21 protein-coding genes and 1 pseudogene are annotated in these 21,809 nt (G+C 61.6%); 13 read left to right on the top strand and 9 right to left on the bottom strand.

Translation table 11 applies throughout. The features are described 5' to 3' along the window. The first annotated feature begins 23 nt into the window (after positions 1-23). The 6 genes from PSCI_RS03700 to PSCI_RS03725 all read left to right on the top strand — a co-directional run bounded on the left by PSCI_RS03700 (position 24) and on the right by PSCI_RS03725 (position 6,748). Positions 24-1,577: an MBOAT family O-acyltransferase gene (locus PSCI_RS03700; RefSeq protein ID WP_045482971.1), complete on the top strand. Its 1,554-nt coding sequence runs from the start codon at positions 24-26 to the stop codon at positions 1,575-1,577. Between the two features lie 10 nt (positions 1,578-1,587). Continuing rightward, the gene (locus PSCI_RS03705; RefSeq protein WP_045482974.1) at positions 1,588-2,760 is read left to right on the top strand and encodes an alginate O-acetyltransferase; all 1,173 of its coding nucleotides are present in this window, start codon (positions 1,588-1,590) and stop codon (positions 2,758-2,760) included. Positions 2,761-2,773: 13 nt separating this feature from the next. Continuing rightward, positions 2,774-3,457, top strand: coding sequence for an alginate O-acetyltransferase AlgF (locus PSCI_RS03710; protein ID WP_045482977.1), 684 nt, complete (start codon positions 2,774-2,776; stop codon positions 3,455-3,457). 104 nt (positions 3,458-3,561) lie between these two features. Next, positions 3,562-5,013, top strand: a complete 1,452-nt coding sequence (locus PSCI_RS03715; RefSeq protein WP_045482980.1) for a mannose-1-phosphate guanylyltransferase/mannose-6-phosphate isomerase — start codon at positions 3,562-3,564, stop codon at positions 5,011-5,013. A gap of 111 nt (positions 5,014-5,124) precedes the next feature. Continuing rightward, entirely contained in the window at positions 5,125-5,586 is a 462-nt protein-coding gene (locus tag PSCI_RS03720; protein ID WP_045482984.1) for a hypothetical protein, read from the top strand. Between the two features lie 343 nt (positions 5,587-5,929). Then, positions 5,930-6,748, top strand: coding sequence for an SDR family oxidoreductase (locus PSCI_RS03725; protein WP_045482987.1), 819 nt, complete (start codon positions 5,930-5,932; stop codon positions 6,746-6,748). Positions 6,749-6,768: 20 nt separating this feature from the next. On the opposite strand, the gene PSCI_RS29700 is transcribed toward PSCI_RS03725, so the two are convergent. Next, the gene (locus PSCI_RS29700) at positions 6,769-7,248 is read right to left on the bottom strand and encodes an RNA-guided endonuclease InsQ/TnpB family protein (protein WP_331711512.1); all 480 of its coding nucleotides are present in this window, start codon (positions 7,246-7,248) and stop codon (positions 6,769-6,771) included. A gap of 612 nt (positions 7,249-7,860) precedes the next feature. Between PSCI_RS29700 and PSCI_RS29705 the strand changes: the two are divergent. Then, a pseudogene (locus PSCI_RS29705) lies at positions 7,861-8,064 on the top strand (IS200/IS605 family transposase); the annotation flags it as partial. Between the two features lie 208 nt (positions 8,065-8,272). On the opposite strand, the gene PSCI_RS03735 reads toward PSCI_RS29705, so the two are convergent. The 4 genes from PSCI_RS03735 to PSCI_RS03750 are packed head-to-tail and all read right to left on the bottom strand — an operon-like array spanning position 8,273 to position 13,049. Then, positions 8,273-9,130 carry an efflux RND transporter periplasmic adaptor subunit gene (locus tag PSCI_RS03735; protein WP_045482989.1) on the bottom strand — a complete coding sequence of 286 codons (858 nt, stop codon included), beginning with the start codon at positions 9,128-9,130 and terminating at the stop codon, positions 8,273-8,275. A gap of 21 nt (positions 9,131-9,151) precedes the next feature. Then, complete coding sequence (locus tag PSCI_RS03740) at positions 9,152-9,352, bottom strand: DUF1656 domain-containing protein (protein WP_045482991.1); 201 nt, start codon at positions 9,350-9,352, stop codon at positions 9,152-9,154. Continuing rightward, the gene (locus PSCI_RS03745; RefSeq protein ID WP_045482993.1) at positions 9,342-11,525 is read right to left on the bottom strand and encodes an FUSC family protein; all 2,184 of its coding nucleotides are present in this window, start codon (positions 11,523-11,525) and stop codon (positions 9,342-9,344) included. Before PSCI_RS03745 ends, PSCI_RS03740 begins: the two co-directional genes overlap by 11 nt. Positions 11,526-11,549: 24 nt before the next feature. Next, on the bottom strand, positions 11,550-13,049 hold the full coding sequence (locus tag PSCI_RS03750; protein ID WP_045482995.1) for an efflux transporter outer membrane subunit: 1,500 nt from the start codon (positions 13,047-13,049) through the stop codon (positions 11,550-11,552). A 200-nt stretch (positions 13,050-13,249) separates the two neighbouring features. Between PSCI_RS03750 and PSCI_RS03755 the strand changes: the two genes are divergently transcribed. The 3 genes from PSCI_RS03755 to PSCI_RS03765 all read left to right on the top strand — a co-directional run bounded on the left by PSCI_RS03755 (position 13,250) and on the right by PSCI_RS03765 (position 15,739). Beyond that, positions 13,250-14,188 (top strand): LysR family transcriptional regulator, encoded by a 939-nt coding sequence (locus PSCI_RS03755; protein WP_045482997.1) that lies wholly within the window; start codon positions 13,250-13,252, stop codon positions 14,186-14,188. Positions 14,189-14,239: 51 nt separating this feature from the next. Further along, on the top strand, positions 14,240-14,653 hold the full coding sequence (locus PSCI_RS03760) for a hypothetical protein (protein ID WP_144403188.1): 414 nt from the start codon (positions 14,240-14,242) through the stop codon (positions 14,651-14,653). A 111-nt stretch (positions 14,654-14,764) separates the two neighbouring features. Further along, complete coding sequence (locus tag PSCI_RS03765; protein ID WP_045483002.1) at positions 14,765-15,739, top strand: 2-hydroxyacid dehydrogenase; 975 nt, start codon at positions 14,765-14,767, stop codon at positions 15,737-15,739. On the opposite strand, the gene PSCI_RS03770 is transcribed toward PSCI_RS03765, so the two are convergent. After that, entirely contained in the window at positions 15,740-16,642 is a 903-nt protein-coding gene (locus tag PSCI_RS03770) for a DMT family transporter (protein ID WP_045483005.1), read from the bottom strand. It lies immediately after the preceding gene. 134 nt (positions 16,643-16,776) lie between these two features. Here PSCI_RS03770 and PSCI_RS03775 point away from each other — a divergent pair, with 134 nt between their 5' ends. Next, positions 16,777-17,697, top strand: a complete 921-nt coding sequence (locus tag PSCI_RS03775; protein WP_045483008.1) for a helix-turn-helix domain-containing protein — start codon at positions 16,777-16,779, stop codon at positions 17,695-17,697. Between the two features lie 113 nt (positions 17,698-17,810). Here PSCI_RS03775 and PSCI_RS03780 read toward each other — a convergent pair whose 3' ends face one another. Genes PSCI_RS03780 through PSCI_RS03790 form a run of 3 tightly spaced genes read right to left on the bottom strand, consistent with a single transcriptional unit; the run spans position 17,811 to position 20,100 of the window. After that, positions 17,811-18,140, bottom strand: coding sequence for a DUF3325 domain-containing protein (locus PSCI_RS03780; RefSeq protein ID WP_045483011.1), 330 nt, complete (start codon positions 18,138-18,140; stop codon positions 17,811-17,813). Then, on the bottom strand, positions 18,140-19,756 hold the full coding sequence (locus PSCI_RS03785; RefSeq protein WP_052483345.1) for a PepSY-associated TM helix domain-containing protein: 1,617 nt from the start codon (positions 19,754-19,756) through the stop codon (positions 18,140-18,142). Before PSCI_RS03785 ends, PSCI_RS03780 begins: the two co-directional genes overlap by 1 nt. After that, positions 19,753-20,100 (bottom strand): DUF3649 domain-containing protein, encoded by a 348-nt coding sequence (locus PSCI_RS03790; protein ID WP_045483014.1) that lies wholly within the window; start codon positions 20,098-20,100, stop codon positions 19,753-19,755. Before PSCI_RS03790 ends, PSCI_RS03785 begins: the two co-directional genes overlap by 4 nt. A gap of 193 nt (positions 20,101-20,293) precedes the next feature. On the opposite strand from PSCI_RS03790, the gene PSCI_RS03795 reads away from it, so the two are divergent. After that, a complete protein-coding gene (locus tag PSCI_RS03795; protein ID WP_045483016.1) occupies positions 20,294-20,797 on the top strand; it encodes a sigma-70 family RNA polymerase sigma factor in 504 nt (167 codons plus the stop codon). 2 nt (positions 20,798-20,799) lie between these two features. Then, positions 20,800-21,771, top strand: coding sequence for a FecR domain-containing protein (locus tag PSCI_RS03800; RefSeq protein WP_442965442.1), 972 nt, complete (start codon positions 20,800-20,802; stop codon positions 21,769-21,771). The last annotated feature ends 38 nt before the right edge of the window (positions 21,772-21,809 follow it).

Here is a 21,809-nt window from a genome sequence, read left to right on the forward strand (position 1 = left end):
CCGGACTGACGGAGTAAAGACGGATGGTGTTTTCATCCAACGTGTTCCTGTTCCTGTTCTTGCCGATCTTCCTCGGCTTGTACTACGTGAGCGGGCAACGCTACCGCAACCTGCTGTTGCTGATCGCCAGCTACATTTTCTACGCCTGGTGGCGTATCGACTTCCTGAGCCTGTTCATCGCCGTTACGGTGTGGAACTACTGGATCGGCCTGAAGGTGGGCGCCGCCGGGGTACGGACCAAGACGGCGCAGCGCTGGCTGCTGTTGGGGGTGGCGGTCGACCTGTGCATCCTGGGCTACTTCAAGTACGCCAACTTCGGTGTCGACAGCCTCAACGCCATCATGACGTCCATGGGCCTGGAGCCGTTCATCCTGACCCACGTACTGTTGCCGATCGGTATCTCGTTCTACATCTTCGAGTCCATCAGCTACATCATCGACGTCTACCGGGGTGACACACCGGCGACCCGTAACCTGATCGACTTTGCCGCGTTCGTAGCGATCTTCCCGCACCTGATCGCCGGTCCCGTACTGCGTTTTCGTGACCTGGCCGACCAGTTCAACAACCGCACCCACACCCTGGACAAGTTCTCCGAAGGCTGCACGCGGTTCATGCAGGGCTTCATCAAGAAGGTGTTCATCGCCGACACCCTGGCCGTGGTCGCCGACCATTGCTTCGCGCTGGAGAACCCCAGCACCGGTGATGCGTGGCTGGGTGCGCTGGCCTATACCGCACAGCTGTACTTCGACTTCTCCGGCTACAGCGACATGGCCATCGGCCTGGGCCTGATGATGGGCTTTCGCTTCATGGAGAACTTCAAACAGCCGTACATCAGCCAGTCGATCACCGAATTCTGGCGGCGCTGGCACATCAGCCTGTCGACCTGGCTGCGTGACTACCTGTACATCACCCTGGGCGGCAACCGCGGCGGCAAGATCGCCACCTACCGCAACCTGTTCCTGACCATGCTGCTTGGCGGCCTGTGGCACGGCGCAAACATCACCTACGTGATCTGGGGCGCCTGGCACGGTATCTGGCTGGCCATCGAGAAAGCCGTGGGCATCAACACCAAGCCTTACAGCTTCAACGTGATCCGCTGGGCGTTCACCTTCCTGCTGGTGGTCATCGGCTGGGTGATCTTCCGTGCCGAGAACCTGCACGTCGCCACCCGTATGTACAGCGCGATGTTCAGCTTCAGCGACTGGCAGTTGTCGGAACTGACCCGCGCCAACCTGACCGGTCTGCAGATCGCAACCATGGTGCTGGCTTACGCGACCCTGGCGTTCTTTGGCCTGCGCGACTTCTACAGCGACCGGCCGGCCAAACAAGGCAAAGCCAAGGCCGACGGCCCGGCCACTGACCAGCCTGGCACCATCAAGGCGGTCCCGGGTGATGCAGCTGGCAGCATCCATGAGCCGGGCTTCACCGTGGGCCGCGAAGCCAATGTGCAGGCGGCCTACTGGCAGGCTGACTGGCCACGCTACGCGATGCGCGTGCTGGTGTTGCTGCTGTTCATCGCATCGATCCTGAAACTGTCGGCGCAGAGTTTCTCGCCGTTCCTGTACTTCCAGTTCTGAGGAGCCTGACATGACCCGTTCATTACGCATCCTCTACATCGCGGTATTCATGAGCCTGCTGATCGTGCTGGGGCTCTGGTCGCTGGGCAGTTTCGCCAGCTTCACCAAGACCCCACAGCAGACGGTACTCAACGGACGCTGGACCAAGGCGGTGGAAACTCATTACGACGATGAGTTTCCGATCAAGCGCCTGAGCACCAACTTGTGGGCGGCGCTGGACTACAAGCTGTTCAACGAGGGCCGCCCCGGTGTAGTCCTGGGTGAGGACCAGTGGCTGTTCACCGATGAAGAGTTTGACGCCATCGCCGGCGGCGAAAAGAACCTGGCCGACAACCTGGCACTGGTTCGCGGTGTGCAAGACACCCTGAACAAACAGGACGTGAAGCTGGTGCTGGCGATCATTCCGGCCAAGACCCGTCTGTACCCGGAGCACATCGGTGAACACACCCCGGCGCGCCTGCATGCCGATCTGTACCAGCGCTTCCATCAACAGGTCGCCCAGGCCGGCATTCTTGCCCCTGACCTGCTGCAACCGCTCAAGGACGCCAAGCAGCGTGGCCAGGTATTCCTGCGCACCGACACCCACTGGACCCCGCTGGGTGCCGAAGTCGCCGCGCAGCAACTGGGTATGGCCATTGACCGCCAGGTGCAACTCAATGGTGAGCAGACCTTCGTCACCGCTGAGCAAGGCACTGCCGAGTACAAGGGCGACCTGACCAACTTCCTGCCGCTCGATCCGCTGTTCAGCAACCTGCTGCCCAAACCCGATGCCCTGCAAAAGCGCAACACCGAAGCAGTCGGCGGTGCCAGTGAAGGTGACGAGGCGCTGTTCGCCGACAGCGAAATCCCGGTAGGCCTGGTGGGCACCAGCTACAGCGCCAACCCGAACTGGAACTTCCTGGGGGCACTCAAGCAGGCGCTGCGCAGTGATGTCGTCAACTACGCCGAAGACGGTCACGGCCCGGTGCTGCCGATGCTCAAGTACCTGCAGACCGAAGAATTCAAAAACAACGCACCACAAGTGGTGATCTGGGAATTCCCCGAGCGCTACCTGCCGGTACACAACGACCTGGGTGAATTCGATGCCAACTGGATCGCCCAACTGAAGAAGCCGCAAGCCAGCCAGGACAACCTGGCACAGAACACCCAACCATCCGAGTCGCCCGAGCGGGCGCAAAACTGAGAGGACTGCCCTTATGACCTTGAAGACCACTGCCAATCGTTCGGCCAACACCACCCTGATCAAGCGCTGCGCGCTGGCCATGAGCCTGAGCCTGGGACTGGGCATCGCCGCACTGCCGGTGCAGGCCGCCGGTGACGCCGCCCTGTACGGCCCGACCGCCCCGAAAGGCTCGACCTTCGTGCGGGTCTATAACGCCAGCAACAGCGAAGTCAGCGCCAGCGTCGGCAACACGGCGCTCAATGACGTCGCGCCGCTGGGCAGCACTGCATTCAGCTTCATGCCAGGCGGCGACTACACCGCCAAACTCGGCAGCCAGAGCGTCCCGGTGAAGCTGGCCAGCGATCATTACTACACCCTGGTCAATCACGCCAACGGCAAACCGCAACTGGTCGAGGAAGCGCCGTTCAAGAACAAGCAGAAGTCTCTGGTGCGCCTGCAAAACCTCAGCGACCAGCCACTGACCCTGAAAACCGCCGACGGCAAGACCGACGTGGTCAAGAGCGTCGCGGCCAAGGGCACTGGCGAGCGTGAAATCAACCCGGTGAAGGTCAGCCTGGCGCTGTACAACGGCGACAAAAAAGTCTCTGACGTCAAACCGGTCGCCCTGGAGCGCGGTGAGGCAGCGGTGCTGTACGTCACCGGCAGTGGCAGCAGCCTGTCGCCGGTGTGGGTCAAGCCACCGGTTGAAACTCGCTAACCCGATTGCTGCCCCGGCTCTTGCCGGGGCTCTGGAACAACAACAAGACGCAAGAATGGCAGTACCCGTACAGCCCCTATTGAATACTTCGGAGATGCAGAAAAATGATTCCAGTAATCCTGTCAGGCGGTAGCGGTTCTCGACTCTGGCCACTGTCGCGCAAGCAATTTCCCAAGCAGTTCCTGGCATTGACCGGCGAACACACGCTGTTCCAGCAGACTCTGGAGCGCCTGGTGTTTGAGGGTATGGAAGAACCCATCGTCGTGTGCAACAAGGAACACCGCTTTATCGTCAACGAGCAACTCGCCGCACTGAACCTCGACACCCAGGCGATCATCATGGAGCCGTTCGGCCGCAACACGGCACCGGCCGTGGCGCTGACCGCCATGCTGATGGTCAATGAAGGCAACGACGACCTGATGCTGGTGCTGCCGGCCGACCACGTGATCGAAGATCAGAAAGCCCTGCAACGCGCCCTGGCGCTGGCTACCATTGCTGCCGAACGTGGCGAGATGGTGCTGTTCGGCGTGCCGGCGACCAAACCGGAAACCGGCTACGGCTACATCCGCTCCACTGGCGACTCACTGCTGCCCGAAGGCGTGCGCCGGGTGCAGAGCTTCGTCGAGAAACCCGACGAAAAACGCGCCAAAGAGTTCGTCGAAGCCGGTGGCTACTACTGGAACAGCGGCATGTTCCTGTTCCGCGCCAGCCGCTACCTCGAAGAGCTTAAAAAGCATGATCCGGACATCTACGACACCTGCGTGCTGACCCTTGAGCGCAGCAAGCAGGACGCCGGCAGCATCGACATTGACGAAGCCACCTTCGCCTGCTGCCCGGACAACTCCATCGACTACGCGGTCATGGAAAAGACCCAGCGTGCCTGTGTGGTGCCGCTGAGTGCCGGCTGGAGCGATGTGGGTTGCTGGTCGTCGCTGTGGGAGGTGCACGAGAAGGACAACCAGGGCAACGTCACCAAGGGTGATGTGGTTCTGCAAGACAGCCGCAACTGCATGATCCATGGCAACGGCAAGCTGGTGTCGGTGATCGGCCTGGACAACATCGTGGTGGTGGAAACCAAAGACGCGATGATGATCGCCCACAAAGACAAGGTCCAGGGCGTCAAGCAGATGGTCAACACCCTCAACGAGCGTGGCCGCAGCGAAACCCAGAACCATCTGGAAGTCTATCGTCCGTGGGGCTCCTACGACTCGGTGGACATGGGCGGGCGCTTCCAGGTCAAGCGTATCTCGGTCAAGCCGGGTGCCAGCCTGTCGCTGCAGATGCACCACCACCGCGCCGAGCACTGGATCGTGGTCTCGGGCACCGCCCAGGTGACCTGCGACGAGAACGTGTTCCTGCTCACCGAAAACCAGTCGACCTACATCCCGATCGCTTCGGTGCACCGCCTGAAAAACCCCGGCAAGATCCCGCTGGAAATCATCGAGGTGCAGTCGGGCAGCTACCTGGGTGAGGACGATATCGAGCGCTTCGAGGATGTCTACGGGCGCACCGACTCCATCGAGTCGGGGGTCAAGACCCAGACCATCGCACGCTGATTCAGCACCGCAACACCTGCAGCATCTGATAACGCCCTGCCTTTGTGCAGGGCGTTGTCGTTATGCCGATGGTAGGATGACCCGCATCATCACGTGCGAGGACACTCTTCCATGCTGATCGGCATCCTGTTGATCCTGACCTGGTTCATCTTGCTACTGCGCTATCCGGCCAAGGCTTTGCCGGTATCACTGGTGGCCGCCGTGGCGCTGGGTATCGTGGCCGCCACGGTCATCTGGCAAGACAGCCGGGAAACCCGCCAGCTGGAGCGCCTCGACCTGCGTTTGAATCTAGCGCAAAGCTGCCCGGCCGACCGGCCGTTGCAGGTGAGCATCACCAATACCAACAAGACGCCGCTGCGTGAGTTGCGCTGGCGGGTGGCGGTTTATGTGCCGGGCGACACGGTCAACCTGGCGGATAACACCTACAATTCGGCGCGTTATCGTGGGCCGGGTGAGTTGCAGGCTGGCGCTTCGTGGCAGGAGTGTTTGCCATTGCCGACATTGCGCAGTGGCTATCGGGCGCAGACCCTGGAGTTTCGGGCCGAGCATTTGCAGGGGAGTTTTTCCAACTGATTTGAGTGGCCAGGTAGGAGCGGCTTTAGCCGCGAATTGGTCTTTAAACTGGTGCATGGACCATTATTGCGGTTGCCTATTCGTCAGGGTCCGCCCTGGGGCGAACTTCCCTGCGTCCGGCATCGATTCGGGGGCCGGCGCGATGGGCGTCCTGCCCAGCGCACCTGCCCTTCATATCAAGAGCAGTGGCATCCCTGCCAGTTTCTCCCCCGAATCGACGCCTACCCTCGGCCAGCGCCCAAGTCGCGATTCGCGTCGTCTGTGCCATCTCGGTTTGAAAAGCAAGAGCAGATCGGCAGCGGCAACGGCAGACATTAAAAGCAGTATTTTATAAGGACTCTATATGCCCATTACTCTGATCACCGGTTGTTCCAGCGGCATTGGCCGTGCGTTGGCTGATGCGTTGCATGCCGCCGGTCATGAGGTTTGGGCCACGGCGCGCAAGGCTGAGGATGTCACGGCGCTGGCCGCTGCGGGTTTCACTGCTGTGCAGCTGGACGTCAACGATGCCGCCGGGCTGGCGCAATTGGCTGCACGGCTGGAAAACCACGGGCTGGATGTGCTGATCAATAACGCCGGTTACGGTGCGATGGGGCCGTTGCTCGATGGCGGTGTCGAAGCGATGCAGCGTCAGTTCGAAACCAATGTCTTTGCGGTGGTTGGGGTGACCCGTGCGCTATTCCCGGCATTGCGGCGCAATCGCGGCCTGATAGTGAATATCGGCAGTGTCTCGGGTGTGCTGGTGACGCCGTTTGCCGGTGCCTATTGCGCCTCCAAGGCGGCGGTGCATGCGCTTAGCGAAGCGTTGCGGCTGGAGCTGGCACCGTTTGGCATTCAGGTGATGGAAGTGCAGCCGGGCGCGATTGCTTCAAGCTTTGCGAAAAACGCCAGCCATGAGGCCGAGCAGTTACTTGATGAACAGTCGCCCTGGTGGCCGATCCGCGAAGGCATCCGCGCCCGTGCGCGTGCCTCCCAAGACAAGCCGACACCCGCCGAAGACTTCGCCCGTGGTGTGGTCGCCGCCCTGCAACGCCCTCGCCCGCCGCGCCTGTTACGGCTTGGAAATGGCTCGAAAGTCATGCCGCTGATGGCCTGGCTACTGCCTGGCAGCTTGCTTGGGTTTGCCTTGAAGAAGCGTTTTGGATTGGATCAGCGGTTGTAGCACTTGACATCCTCCCCGCCCTAAAGAGCGGGGATTCCTACAGCTAGACGGCGATGCCCCGCCGCAAGAATGTTCCGGGCCGCGTTCACATCGCGGTCGTGGGCTGTACCGCAGCACACGCAAGTCCATTCTCTTATTCGCAAACCGGCTCTACCTTTCGGACTGCTGGTGGAAATGCTTCCACAGCACGAACACGTCTGGGTGGTATAGCGCTCGGCTACAACCTCAAAAACAACGCCTGCCCGTTGGCACTTCTGCTCCAGCATTGTCTTGAGTTGGCCCCATCCTGCATCAAGCGTGGATTTGGCCATTTGAGTCTTTACGAGTTTTGCGCTGGCTACATCGCCAACGAAAATGGCGGCGCAGCACTCAACCAGGGCGGTTGAGAACTTGTGTTGCGCATCTTTGCGCCGGTTCCTGATCCTGGCATGGAGGGCGCGAACACGTGCCCTCTTGCCAGCACGCTGAGCGATGCCCAGCTTCTGCTCCAGGTGCGATATTGGCGCCCTATCAGCACTTGGCCCTCAGACGTTGTCGCCGCCGCTTTAAGGCCCAGGTCGATGCCAACTGCGGCAGTGCCGATGCACAGCTTGCTCTGAACCTGCACGCAGATATTGAGATACCAGCGCCCCCTGGCATCTTCACTGAAACTGCCGGCCCGCAGGGCATACTGACTTAAACCGTAGCTGTCCCACAGGCCAAACCTGAACCCGGCGAACTGAATCTGAGCATTCTTGTATTGCAAGGCACGCGCCTTGAATGGAATCCAGCCCAGACTGTATTTGGGGTTGCTCCTGCTGGACACCCGCCAATTGAGCCTGGAACGCTTGAACTGCTTACGGACCTTGGCGTAGTCCTCGCAAACCTGCTGCACGGTGGGCGAGCCGATCTGCACGCCGTCGCATTTGCTTAATCCATTGGTCAGCTTTTGCAGGTCAAAACCGGAGAGCCACTGGTGGCGTTCCCGGATGGCGCGATGACTCGTTTCATTGCAGTAGTTCCACACCAGATTGACCTCGCGCGCCATCGCAAGCAGCGTTTTCGCGTGCTTGTCTTTGATTCGGAGCTTGAGGGTCCTGGTGTGGTTCATGGCATGAATTATGGTTTGGTCTTTCAAGCCATGGGTGGCGTTGTCGAATCGGGTGGCTTCACTCAAGAGGGTATCATCCAGACTGCTGCGTAAGCAGTTCGGGGATTTCCACCCTTGGCTCAAGCGAAGGGGTGTCCTCTGGTCGCCATCCTGCTTCGCCTCTAGCTGCGGCGGTGCGCCGATTGAAATCCTGCGCCAATACATCGAAGAACAGCAGACTCCCAACCAGGACGCCTGCGGCGTCCGCGCTCTCGACCTCGGGCTAAACCCCGAGGCTTCTCGCGCATATGGTGACGGGGGCGACAGTCATTGCTTCGAACAGCTTCGTGGGCAAGCCGACTCCCACCGGATGAGAGTCGTGCTTGCTAATCGCGTTACACACAAACTCTGTGGGAGGCTCTGCTGGCGAACAGCATTCAACGCCGATACGTGCTTTACGGCCCCGCCTTGAGAATCACCGTACACGTCATCCCCGCCGCCAGCACAAAATCCTCCGGCCACGGATCAAGCCGGATGCGTACCGGCACCCGCTGGGCCAGGCGTACCCAGTTGAAGGTCGGGTTGACATCGGCCAGCAGCTCACGGCTTTGCGGGTTGTCGCGGTCGTAGATGCCGCGGGCGATGCTGTCGACCCGGCCGGTCAGGCGCTCGCCGCTCATCATCTCCAGTTCTGCCATATCGCCGACCTGCACATGGGGCAGTTTGGTTTCTTCGAAGTAGCCGTAAACCCAGAACGAATGCCGGTCGATCAGCGCCAGCTTGGCCTCGCCGGCATGGGCATAGTCGCCGCGATGCACGTTGAGGTTGGTTATGTAGCCGTCCACTGAAGCGCGCACCTGAGTGCGTTGCAGGTTCAGTTCGGCGATTTCCAGACGGGCCTGGGCCTGCCGGTAATCGGCTTCGGCGCTCAAGGCCAGATGCCCTGTATCATCGCGGTTTTCGGCAGAGATCACCCGTGTATCCATGTCGGCGCGGCGCTTGGCATTGCTGGCGCGCATCTGCCAGGCGGCCTTGCGCGCAGCCACTTCGGCGCGGGCCTGCTTGACCGCCAGTTGGTAATAATCGGGGTCGATCTGCAGCAGCAGATCGCCCTTTTTCACTGTCTGGTTATCGCGCACCGCAACATCAACTACTCGCCCGGACACCTCCGGCGCCACGTTGATGATGTCGGCCCGCACCCGGCCATCGCGGGTCCAAGGGGTCTGCATGTAATGCACCCACACCGCACGCCCCAGCGCAATCGCCACGGCCAGGATCAACAAGGTAGCGGCGACACCGAACAGCTTTTTCATCCCAGGTTCTCTCACCAGGCATCAACGATAGAGGCCCAGCGCCAGAGCGCCGAACACACAGACAAACAGGCTCAGGCGCAACAACGCCGGGTGCCAGAACAGGCGGTACAGGTCCAGGCTCGCCAGCAACCGGTCCAACAGCCAGGCAAACAGCATGGCCAGCACAAACAGCAAGCCCATGCCCGGCATGTACAGGTCGAACACAGCGATCTCACGCAGCATCTGGCCCCCCCGCAACAGGCAGTGGCTGACCGAACCCCGCCAGCGGCGATTGCGGATCGAGCAGGCAGGTGCGAATAAAGTGCAGATAACTCTCGACCCGGCGCAGTGGCGAGGTCTCGAAATGCGAGGCAAATGGCTCTTCGGTGTGCCTGACCCTGGCAATCGCCCGGTCCACGGCTGCCAGGCTGTGTCCCAGGTTGCGTGCATCGGGCTGGATGAACAGGCGGATCAGCGCACGGCCCATGACCCGGATCGACAGCCGCCACGAGCGATGCTGCGCATAGCTGGGATGGACCGGCAGCAGCGCCTGTTCGCGGCGCAGCTCGATGATCGCGTGGCCGATCTCCAGCACCACGAACATCCAGCGCAACAACTCGCGCTGCACCTGCGGCTTACCAGCGGCCAAGGCGTCAGCCTGGTGCATCACGTCGCGGGTCTGGCTTTCGAAGCTCGACCCCAGACGCTTGAGCGGCGCGCTGATGGCAAACACCACCTGGCGGCGCAGGTCGTCCTCCAGATGGCGCCACATCCAGCGGCTGTTGGGCGGCAGGATCACTGCGCCGGCCGCTGTGCAAACCAGCATGGCCACCAGCATGGCGAGGTAATCATTGATAAACGCCGACGGGTCGTAATGGGCCAGATTGCCCGGCAGTGAACCCATGCAGAAAAACAGCAACAGGCCCAGACCATAGCCGCTCCACTGCGCCCGTGAGGACAGAAAGGTCCCGACCACAAACACTGGCGCCAGCACCATGCATAGCAGCGCGAAACCGTCGATATGCGCAAAGACCACAAAGGTCTCGACAAAGCCGAGCAGCGCCGCCAGTGCCGTACCGCAGCCGATCTGCAGCGACAGACGCCAGGGGTTGGCGTTCATCGAGGACAGCGCCACGGTCACCGCCGCGACCACGATCATGGTCGCGCCACTGGGCCAGGCGGTCAGCACCCACCCGGCACTGAGCAGGCCGACCACCAGGCTGGCGCGAACCCCGGCGCCCCATGCCGCCATGGCGTTAGTGCGATTGACGAAGGGTTCTTGCCACTGTTCACGCACGTGGTTGTGGTCGGCCAGCGAGGCGTGGGTCTGCGCATAGTTGTGCAGGTCGCAGACCAGCCGGTACAGCAGTTCGAACGCCGTGTGAAAGTCCAGCCGCTCGGCTTCACTGGGGCTATCGGCCTCCAGTTCGCGGCGCATCTGCCGTACCCGTGGCGGCAGCTCTTGTTTCCAGTATTCCAGGCCAATCACCAGCCGCGCCGCCGCTTCCAGAGTCAGGGCATGGTCGGCGCAACTTTCCAGCAAACTCGCCAGGCTGAGCACGCCCGGTTCGATGCGTTTGAGCACCCTCGTCAGTTGCTGGCTGCGCAGGCGCTCCAGCAACTGATGCAGAGCATTGAAGCGCGTGGTGACGGCCATGAACTCGCTGTTAAGGCGGTTGATCCGGCCATTGCGCCGCCGCATGTACGGGTCTTCGAACAGGGTCACACTGCGCAGCCCTTCCAGGCCGATAGCCTCTGCAACGAAGCGCAGATTGCCGGCCTCGAAGGCGTCTGGCGGATGGCCCTCACGCAATCCGTCCACGGCAAAGCGGGCAAAGCGGCCAAAGCGCTGGAACAAGCTGTTGCGCAGCGCGGCGCCAGCGCTCTGCGGCAGGATCGCAGCGCTGACCAGGGTGGAGCAGACGATGCCGAGAAAAATCTCCAGCACGCGCCAGACCGCCGCCATGAACGCGGCCTCCGGATGCGCCAGGCTCGGCAGGCCGATCAACGCGGCGGTGTAGCCGGCCAGTACGAAGGCGTAGGCGCGAAAGTTGCGAAAGCGCGCAGCCCCCGCCGCACACAGCCCCACCCACAAGGCCAGGCAACCGAGAAACGGCACTGAGTCCTGCCCGAATAGCGCCATGAGCAGCACCATCATGCTCGACCCCACCAGGGTGCCGAGCAGCCGATAGAAGCTCTTGGCAAACACCTGACCACTTTGCGGCTGCATGACCAGAACCACCGTGATTACCGCGATGCGCGGCTGCGGCAACTCCAGACGCAAGGCCAGCCAGTAAGTCAGATACACCGCCAGCAAGACCTTGGCGATATACACCCAGGTAACGCCGTCGCTGCGCAACCACACATCAAATTCCCGGCGCCAGGGCAAGGCAGCTTCGGGCACGCTAACGCTCATCAGGTCTATGTCCAGAGGTGATTTCTAGTTGTGGTTTGTCGCCAGGCCGGCAGGTATCTGCGGGGCCTTTAACTGCGGTTCGGCAGGAGAATCCTGGCCGGCCTGCAGGCCCCCACCCAAAGCGATCGACAAGTCTGCATAAGCGCTTAACCGCGCGGCCTCGACCTGTTGCTCGATACCCTGCAGGCGCCACAGGCGGGTCTGGCTGTGCAGCACACTCAGGTAGTCGACCAGCCCGCGCTGCCAGGCCAGGCGCGCCAGGGCGCACAGCTCATTGGCCTTGGCCACTGACTCGGCAGCCAGACGTTGTTGCTGCTCAAGGGAGTGACGCCGCACCAGTTGGTCAGCGATGCCTTGCAGGGCGCTGACCAGGGTCTGCCGGTAATGCGCCACCGCCAGGTCGTAAGCGGCGCTGGCCTGACCCAACTCGCCGCGCAGACGCCCGCCGTCGAAGATCGGCAGGCTGATGGCAGGGCCTGCGTTGTACGCCAGCTTACTGGCGGTCAAGAACTCCAGCATGCCGCCACCGGTGGCCATATAGCCGAGGCTGGCAGTCAAATCGACATTGGGATAGAAGCCCGCTTGCGCCACGGCGATGCCCCGCGCCTGGGCGGCGACCTGCCAGCGGCTGGCAACCACATCGGGGCGCTGACCCAGAAGTTGCGCAGGCACAGCAGTGGGCAATGGCAACGGCTGGTGGAGTGTCAGTAACGGCCGCTTGAGGCTCGCCGCGTGCTCCGGCCCAAGCCCGGCCAGCGCGGCCAGTTGGTGGCGGCTCAGCTCAATGGCTTCATGCACGCCGTCGATCTGCCGATGAGTCTCCGGCAGCGATGCTTCGGCCTGGCTCACCTCCAGTTGGGTGCCGATACCGGCTTGCAGACGCTGCCGGGCCAGCTCGGCAATCTGCACCTGCTGGGCCAGCGTCGCCTCAAGAATGTCGAGCTGCGCATATTGCAAGGCCAACTGGATATAGGCGTGGATGACATTGCCCTGCAATTGCAGTTGCGCCTGACGCTGCTCGGCGGCGCGTTGCTGAGCGATATCCAGTGCCCGCTCGCTGGCGTTACGCTCACGCCCCCAGAGATCAAGATCCAGGCTCAGGTTCAGGCCGGCATTGTTGTCCCAGGTGTGGGAGTCAGCCAGATTGCCAGGGCCATAAAAGCCATCGTCGGGCCAGCCTCTACGGGCCAGGCGGCCACCGCTAGTGAGCTGCGCAGCCTCACGTGACTGGGCAACACCGGCCATGGCCTGAGCCTCGCGAACCCGCGCAGTTGCCGCTTGCAGGCTCGGGCTGCCACGGCTGGCGCGTGCGATCCAGGTGTCTAACTGCGGGTCGCCATAGGCACGCCACCACTGCGTCGCCGGCCAGTGGGCGTCACGGTTGGCCAGGTCAATGGCCAGTTCGGCGGTGGGTAGCAGATCGGTGTGCGGCTGGATGCCTTGGGTGGAAATGCAGCCGTTGAGTAACACGGATACTGCCAGGACATTGAACGTTTCAAGCGCTCTGATGAGGCAACGCGGCAAGGCTGCAAATTCCCGGAGAAATAACGCGACTGTCTGAATGACGGCGATTCTAGGGCGGGCTCAGGAAAGCGATAAGCAGGGTAAAAAGGGAATCTTTGTTACCGAAACGGAAATAATCGCCAAAGGAGGATGGACAGAGGCTGGTTACTTCGTGTCACAATTTGCTACAACCGTGATTGACGTTGCTTCCGAGAAGTTCCATGGACACCCTGCAAAACATGCGCGCCTTCAGTTGTGTGGCGCAAGCGGGCAGCTTTACTGCGGCCGCTGCACAACTGGACACTACCACTGCGAATATTTCCCGTGCGGTCTCCAATCTCGAAGCGCACCTGCAGACCCGCCTGCTGAACCGCACCACGCGGCGCATCGCGTTGACCGAAGCCGGCAAGCGCTACCTGCAACGCTGCGAGCAGATTCTGGCGTATGTCGAACAAGCCGAAGCCGAGGCCAGTGATGCCCATGCGCGACCGGCCGGGTTGCTCAAGGTGCATTCGATGCCTGGTATTGGCCAGCACTACGTGATCGACGCCATCGCCCGCTACCGCAGTGACCATCAGGATGTGGCGTTTGACCTGACCCTGACCAATCGGGTGCCGGATCTGCTGGAAGATGGCTACGACGTGTCGATCGTGCTGGCCAGTGAATTGCCGGACTCGGGCTTTGTATCGCAGCGTCTGGGCATCACTTACAGCATCGTCTGTGCCTCACCTGCGTACATCAGGGCGCGGGGCATGGCGCATAAGCCCGCAGACTTGCTGGGGCATGACTGCCTGCGGCTGGTGAGCCCGGTGTTTCCGCTGGACAAGTGGCCGTTTACCGGCCCGGATGGCCAGGAGATGGTCACGCTGAAGAGTTCACCGTTTCTGGTCAATTCGGCCGAAGCGATGAAGACAGCGATTGCCAGCGGCATGGGCGTGGGGATTCTGCCAATCTACTCGGCCATCGACGGCCTGCGTGACGGCACGCTGGTAAGGGTCTTGCCGCGCTATCGCTTCCAGGAGCTGAATCTGTATGCGGTGTATCCATCGCGGCAGTACCTGGATGCCAAGATCAAGACCTGGGTGGAGTATCTGCGCAGCACCTTGCCGGAGATTCTGGCGGCCGATGAGGCGGATTTGCAGGTGTATACGCTGGATTGAGGCTATGCGGTGCGCTGGCCGCTTTCACAGAGGCGGCGTGATGAGTACCTCTTGAGTACGACACAAGTCCGGTGGGAGTGGCCGGCCGGCGCTCCGGTTGCCGACGAAAGCGCCGAAAAGTTTGCAGTCAGGTTCTTTGCCGCGGTTGTCTGGACTGCGGGTTTCGCCCCGACGGGCGACCCCATTTTGAAAGCAGCAAAATGGGGGAAAACTGCTTGCTCCTGGTTTGGGTCCGCCCTGCGGGCGGACTTCCCTCTGTCCGGCGCCGATTCGGGGGCCGGCGCGATGGGCGTCCTGCCCAGCGCACCTGAAACCGACATCCATGTCGGTTTCTCCCCCAAATCGACGCCTACCCTCGGCCAGCACCCAAGTCGCGATTCGCGTCATCTGTGCCATCTCCGCTCGAAAAGCAAAAGCAACATCAACGGCACCAGCACAAGCCCTGAGGTTGTCGCAGCAGCTTGAGGTCCTCGATGTGTTTTGCCACTCATCGGTTGTACGACAAGAAAACGGCTGACCTGTGCGCGGGGGAATGTTAGCGTGCTACTCATTCATCCGCTCAAGAGTGAACGCACAATGAAAAAAACCGTACTCGCCTTCAGCCGTGTCAATCAGGAGATGGCCGAACGCCTGGCGCAGGACTTCAACGTGATTATTCCCGACCCGAAGAAGGGCGATATCAATGCTCAGTTCAACGAGGCATTGCCCGAGGTGCACGGGTTGATCGGTTCGGGGCGCAAGCTGGGGCGTGAGCAGCTGGCGACGGCTGAGCGTCTGGAAGTGGTGTCGAGCATTTCGGTGGGTTACGACAATTATGATGTCGAGTACCTCACTGAGCGCGGTATTGCGCTGACCAACACCCCGGACGTGTTGACCGAAAGTACCGCCGACCTTGGTTTTTCGCTGATCATGAGCAGCGCCCGCCGCGTTGCGGAGCTCGATGCCTACACCAAGGCCGGTAACTGGAAGCGCAGTATCGAGCCGCCGCATTTCGGCACTGATGTGTACGGGAAAACCCTGGGTATCGTCGGCATGGGCAACATCGGCGCAGCCATCGCCCGACGCGGTCGGCTGGGTTTCAACATGCCCATCCTGTACAGCGGCAACAGCCGTAAAAGCGCACTGGAACAAGAGCTGGGCGCGCAGTTCCGTAGCCTGGATCAACTGCTGGCCGAGGCTGATTTCGTCTGCCTGGTGGTGCCGTTAAGCGACAAGACTCATCACTTGATCGGCAAGCGTGAGCTGGGGTTGATGAAGAAAAGCGCCATTCTGGTGAATATCGCCCGTGGACCGGTCGTAGACGAGCCGGCGCTGATCGAAGCCTTGCACAACGGCACCATTCGCGGCGCAGGCCTGGACGTCTACGAGAAGGAGCCGCTGTCGGAGTCGCCGCTGTTCAAGCTCAGCAACGCGGTGACCCTGCCGCACATTGGCTCGGCCACCACCGAGACCCGCCAGGCCATGGCTGACCTTGCCTACCAGAATCTGCGCAGCGCCCTGCTCGGTGAGCGGCCGCAGAATCTGGTCAACCCGCAAGTGTGGAAGGGCTGATCAGGCCAGCTTGCCCGCCGCCGTGCCCGGCACGGCGCGCGGCTTGCTGAACACCAGCACGTTACCGGCCATCACCAACACCAGCCCGAACAGCGCCGGCAGGGTCCACTGGTAGCCTTCGACAAACACCGAGATATTCAGCGCCACCACCGGAAACAGCACGGTGCAGTAGGCCGCGCGCTCCGGGCCCATGCGGCCGACCAGGGTCAGGTAAGTGGTGAAGGCAACCACCGAGCCTGGGATGACCAGATACAGCAGTGAGCCGACATAGCGTACGTTCCATTCGAAGTGCAGCGGCACACCGCTGACCAGGCAATACAGGCTCAGCAGCAACGCGCCATAGAGCATGCCCCAGGCATTGGTCGTCAGCGGCTTGAAACCGGCCTTCTGCTGCAGGCTGGAGAGCATGTTGCCGGCCGAGAAACACAAGGTGCCCAGCAAGGCCAGGCCCAGGCCGATCAGGGTCTCGCGGCTGGCCGTATGCCCGACCAGCTCAGGCCAGAACAGACACGCCAGACCACTGAGGCCCAGCAGCGCGCCCAGCAGCACATTACGGGCAATGCGCTGGCCGAAGAACAGCCGTGCATTGAGCGCGTTCCACAGTGTGGAGGTGGAGAACACCACGGCAATCAGGCCGCTGGGGATCCACTGGCTGGCCGTGTAGAAGCACAGGAAGTTCAGGCAGAACAGACAAAGACCTTGAGCCATGCAAATGCCTTGTCCGCGACGGCTCAGTGGTTGCAAGCGGCCGCTGAGCAGCAAAAAGGCGAACAGCACCAGCGCGGCCAGTGCAAAGCGATAGGCAATCGACAGGGCAATTGCCACTTCGCCCAGTTGCAGCTTCAAGGCGATCCAGGTGGTGCCCCAGATCAGTACGGTGGCCAGATAAAGCGAGAGATTCATGACGCAGACTCCTGAATGAGCCTTGAGTCTGCGTAGCGGCGAGCTGACCCGCTTGCACAATCTTGCGCATTTGTACGAAGGCCCGATGGCAAGCACCCACGTGCGGCGTAGGATAGCGCCATAGAGGAGTCATCATGTCCGCGCTCGACACCATTCAGGTCTTCCAGTCATTGAACAGTTCACCCCACGCCCGCCTGGAGCGCAGTGCGTGGCTGGGCGACGGTTTGATTGCGGCGCAATGGAACAACCACCATGACCTGCGCGAATACCACTCGCCAAGCCACCACACCCTGTCGTGCTATATCGCCGATGGGACTGGCACCTTTCGCCGGGATCAGCCCGACCAGAAGGGTGCACCGGGCAAATTATGTGTGCTGCCGGCTGGCCACGAATCAGCGTGGGTCATCAACGGCCAGATCCGCCTGGCGCATCTGTATGTCAGCCCTGAGCAATTGGCGCTGGGCTGCGTCACCCTGCTGGACCGCGAACCTCGGGAGCTGCAACTGCAGGAAAACACCTTTCTCGATGACGCCCGGCAGACCGCGCACTTTCAACAGTTGATCAGCCTCAACTGGCAAGAACCGGGCGAACGTCTGCTGACCAGCAGCCTGGCTCATGAAATGCTCAGCCATGCGGTACTGACCCAGGTCGGCCTGCGTGCAGGGCTGCAACTCAAAGGCGGTCTGGCTCCGCACCTGCGCCGACGTGTACGCGAGTTCATTGAAACGCAACTGGACCAGCCCCTGAGCCTGGGGCAACTGGCCGGGCTGTGCGCCCTGTCGGAGTATCACTTTGCGCGAATGTTTCGCGAGAGCTTCGGCACGCCACCACATCGCTATGTATTGCAGCGTCGTTTGCAGCGGGCTTGCCGGTTATTGCGCGAGACCACCCAGCCGCTGGGTGAGGTGGCGCTGGCCTGCGGATTTGCCAGTGCCAGCCACTTCACCAACCGGTTTCGTCAAACGCTGGAGGCAACACCGGGTGAGTATCGCCAGGTCTTTCGCACGTCCTGCGAAAGGACCTTGCAGACGCACACAGACGGCGCTCCGCTCTAGCCGCGAAGAGGCCAGTAAAGTCACAACATCTGCTACCAATGCAGTGTTCTTACTGGCCTCTTCGTCGGAATGCCGCCCAGACCAAGGTCGCTCCCACCGACGACATGAAGCACTTAAGTGACCAGTATTGCGGCTAAAGCCGCTGCTACCAGCAATCCGGCGCTCGCCAGCGGCAGGATCCAGCGCGGTTTGTAGGGCATCAGAAACACCAACAGCACTGCGCTGCCCATCAACGCTGCCGTCCATTCGACCAGCCCCATCGCCCAGCCACGGGTAGCGACTGCCAGCCAGCCGGCCACGACCAGCAACAGCCAGCCGGTGATTTTCAGGCCACGGCGTCGCTGCATTGAAGGTTTGCCAGCCAGCAGGTCGCTGTAATGGCGCTCCATGGACAGGCACAGCGCCGTAAAGCCCGAGTAACACAGCAAGGCAGGCAGCAGCATCAGTTGGCCTCCTTGATCACGGCACCGGTCATGTCCGTCGGCTCCGGTAACGCAGCCGCCGGGCGTGGGGCCTTGCGCACCTTGGCCGCAGCTTCAGGGCGGTTCCTGAATTTCAGCGCCGCCCAGCCGAGCAGCAGGCCGGTGGCCAAGGCCGTCAGGTCGAAGCCGATCAGCACCCAGCTGCCGCCTTTGAGCGAGGTCAGCAGGTACTGGCTGCTGGTCACAATATCCAATAGCGGCAACGCGCCAAACAGCAACGCGCCCAGCCCCAACTGCTCACGCCAGGCGGTTTGCCCATTGCGTAATGCGGCGTGCAGCACTGACAGCGCCCAGATGATGAAAAATGCATTGACCTCCCAGTCTTCGCGCCCTGGCATGCCCACCGGCAATAGCCGATTGGCCCAGAACACCACGACCACGGCAAGCATCAGCCCGGCCATGCTGGAGATATTGAGGATCTGCACCAGCCGCAACTCGAACGGCAGCACACCGCTCTTGGCATGTTTAAGCACCCGCTTGCCGAGCCACATCACCAGCCCCGTGCCGATCATCGCGGTGCCGGCGATGCCGAATACGAAGTACAGCCAGCGCACCACGATATTGGCGAATTGCCCCATGTGCAGATCCCAGAAGCCTTCGGTAATCAGCGATGGTGCGGCTTTGGCAGGGAGGCTGTCAGACAACAGCGCACCGCTGGTGGCATCGAAGACCAGGGTATCGCCTTGCTGGCGGGTCACTCGGTCATGGCCGTTACGGTAGAGAGTCGCTCTGGCATTGGCATCACCCGGATTGTCGATGGTCACCCGGGAAATCATGTTCTCGCCCCAGCGCTCGTCGGCCATGCTCAGCAACGAATCCAGGCGAATCAGCGGTGCCGCCACACCTTGCGCCTTGGGGGCCGCCGAGGCCGGGTACAACTCGTCATAGAAGGCTCTGGTGTTGTCACCGTAGGTGGTGATGATGCTCGCCGGCATCACCAGCGAGGCGAAGAACAACAGGCTGCTGTAGGTGATCATCAGGTGGAACGGCAGCACCAGAACGCCTAACGCATTATGGCCGTCCAGCCAGGAGCGCTGGCCCTTGCCGGGCCTGAAGGTGAAGAACTCCTTGAAGACTTTCTTGTGCACGATGATGCCGGTGATCAAGGCGATGAACATCACCATGGCCGCGATCGTGGTCAGCCAGCGGCCCCATGGGTAAGGCATTTCCAGTTGGTAATGGAAACGGTAGAAGAAATCACCGCCACGGGTTTCGCGTGCCTGTATTTCAGTGCCGGTCAGCGGGTCGAGGGTCACCCGCTCGAACTTGCCACGCTCACCCGGCTTGGCGGGCTTGCCGACCGCGACCACGTTCATCGTCGGATCGCGTTGTTCGGGCAGGTTGATGAACCAGCGCACGGCGCTCGGCGATTTCTCCTGCAGATAATCCTGGGCCACGCGGACACTTTGCGCGGAGTCCAGCGCCCGCACCTCAAGCTCCGGGGTCATCCAGTGAGTGATCTCGGCACGAAAGTACGACAGCGTTCCGGTCAGGAAAATCGCAAACAGCAGCCAGCCAAAGATCAGCCCGAGCCAGGTGTGCAACCAGGCCATGGCCTGACGCAAGCCCTCTTTCATGACAACCACCGCGTCGCAGCCCAGGCCGCCCCCAGCAATGCGCAAGGCAGCAGCGTGCCGACCCAGGCATGCCAGGCGCTGCGGCACGAGAAGCACCAGATGAACGCGCCCAGATACGCGAGAAACGACAACATCATCCCTGCCAGTACCGCCTCGGCACGGGGCAACGGCAGCCAGAGGGCCAGGCAGATGCTCGACAGCGAGGCCAGCAGGTAGCCACCGAATGTTGCGACAATAAAGCGTGAAGCCACGGCCAGCCGGTAAGCAACCGGGACGCCGGTCTGTTTCGGCCGGGGCGCGCGGGCTGCGGCCTTGGGCGCAGGGTTGGTAACGGTGCCGTCCATCTAAGGGGCTCGCGACAGAGATGAATAAGGATCCAGAACAGCATTCACAAGTGCCTGTTACTGGCCGGTCAAACACACCACACCCATAAAGAATGCGGAAAAAACCCGGCAATAGTAATGATAAATATTCTCACAAGCAAAAGAGTCTGACAGAATCGCCACCCTTTCTCGCTCGTCGTGGATTGTCTACGCCATGCCCATCGCCCAGCCCAGCGTAAACCAGACTGTCGCAGGCCTGTATCAGGAGCATCACGGCTGGCTGACCGGCTGGCTGCGGCGCCGCCTGGGGTGCCCGGACAATGCCGCCGACCTGGCCCAGGACACCTTCGTCAAGGTGCTGCTGGCCCGTGACACAGCGCAGTTGGTAGAGCCCCGGGCGTTCCTGACCACCATTGCCAAACGGGTGTTGAGCAATCACTACCGCCGTCAGGATCTGGAACAGGCCTGGTATCAGGCGCTGGCCGACTTACCCGAGTGCTACGCGCCGTCTGAAGAAGAGCGGGCAATCATCTTTGAGACCCTGGTCGAGCTTGATCGTCTGCTCGACGGTCTGGCCATGCCGGTCAGGCGCGCGTTCCTGCTGTCGCAGATCGACGGCCTGAGCCATGGTGAAATTGCTGCCCAGCTGGGCATCTCTATTGCCACGGTCAAACGCCACCTGAACAAAGCGGCGCTACGCTGCTATTTCGCGCTCTGAACATGAACGGCGAATCGCTCAATCGCTCCGACATCTCCCCCGCCGTGGCGCAGCAAGCGGTCGGCTGGCTGATTGAAATGCAGGACGGCGCGCTCAGCCCGACACGCCAGCTAGCCTGGCAACAATGGCTCAACGGCCATCCCGAGCATCAGCGTGCCTGGGCGCATATTCAGCGCGTCAATCAGCGCCTGGGCGGGCTGTCGTCGCCACTGGCCCATGCCACCCTCGGGGCGCCGAAGTCCGCCGGGCGGCGCCAGGCGCTGAAACTATTGATACTGCTGGGCGGCGGCAGTGCGCTGGGCTGGAGCCTGCGTGATGAGTTGCCGGTGCAGGCGTTGCTGGCTGACTATTCCAGCCGCGTGGGTGAGCAACGCAAAATCGCCCTGGACGACGGCAGCCAGTTGCAGTTGAACACCGCCAGTGCCGTGGATGTGCACTTTGATACGCAAGCGCGGCTGATTCGCCTGCGCCAGGGCGAACTGCTGATCAGCACCGCCGTCGATCATCGCCCGCTGAATCTATTGACTGCCGAAGGCCGCATCGAGGCTGGCAACAGCGCCAACCGCTTCAACCTGCGCCAGCTCAATGGCCGTACGCACCTGGCGTTGCTGGCCGGCAGCGTGCAGATCATCCCGCATGAGCATCCGGGGGCGCCGCTGCTGCTCAAGGCCCGTCAGCAAGTAAGTTTCGAAGCGAACGGCTGGGGCAAGGTGCAACCGGTGGATGCCGGCAACGGCGCCTGGGCCGACGGCATGCTGGTCGCTTCGCGCATGCGGCTGGCCGACTTTCTGCTGGAGCTGGGGCGTTACCGCCATGGCCGCCTCAAGTGCGACGAGCGTATCGCCGACCTGCTGATTTCCGGCAGTTACCCGCTGGCCGACAGTGAACGCATTCTCGACATGCTCGAAGTAGCACTACCGGTGAAGGTGCGGCGTTACACCCGTTATTGGGTGAGTGTGCAGGCCAACGTTTGAAGGCCGAAAAATAGATGAAAAAACCTGAGCCGTTTTGC

The sequence above is a fragment of the Pseudomonas sp. StFLB209 genome (assembly GCF_000829415.1).
Taxonomy (GTDB): Bacteria; Pseudomonadota; Gammaproteobacteria; order Pseudomonadales; family Pseudomonadaceae; genus Aquipseudomonas.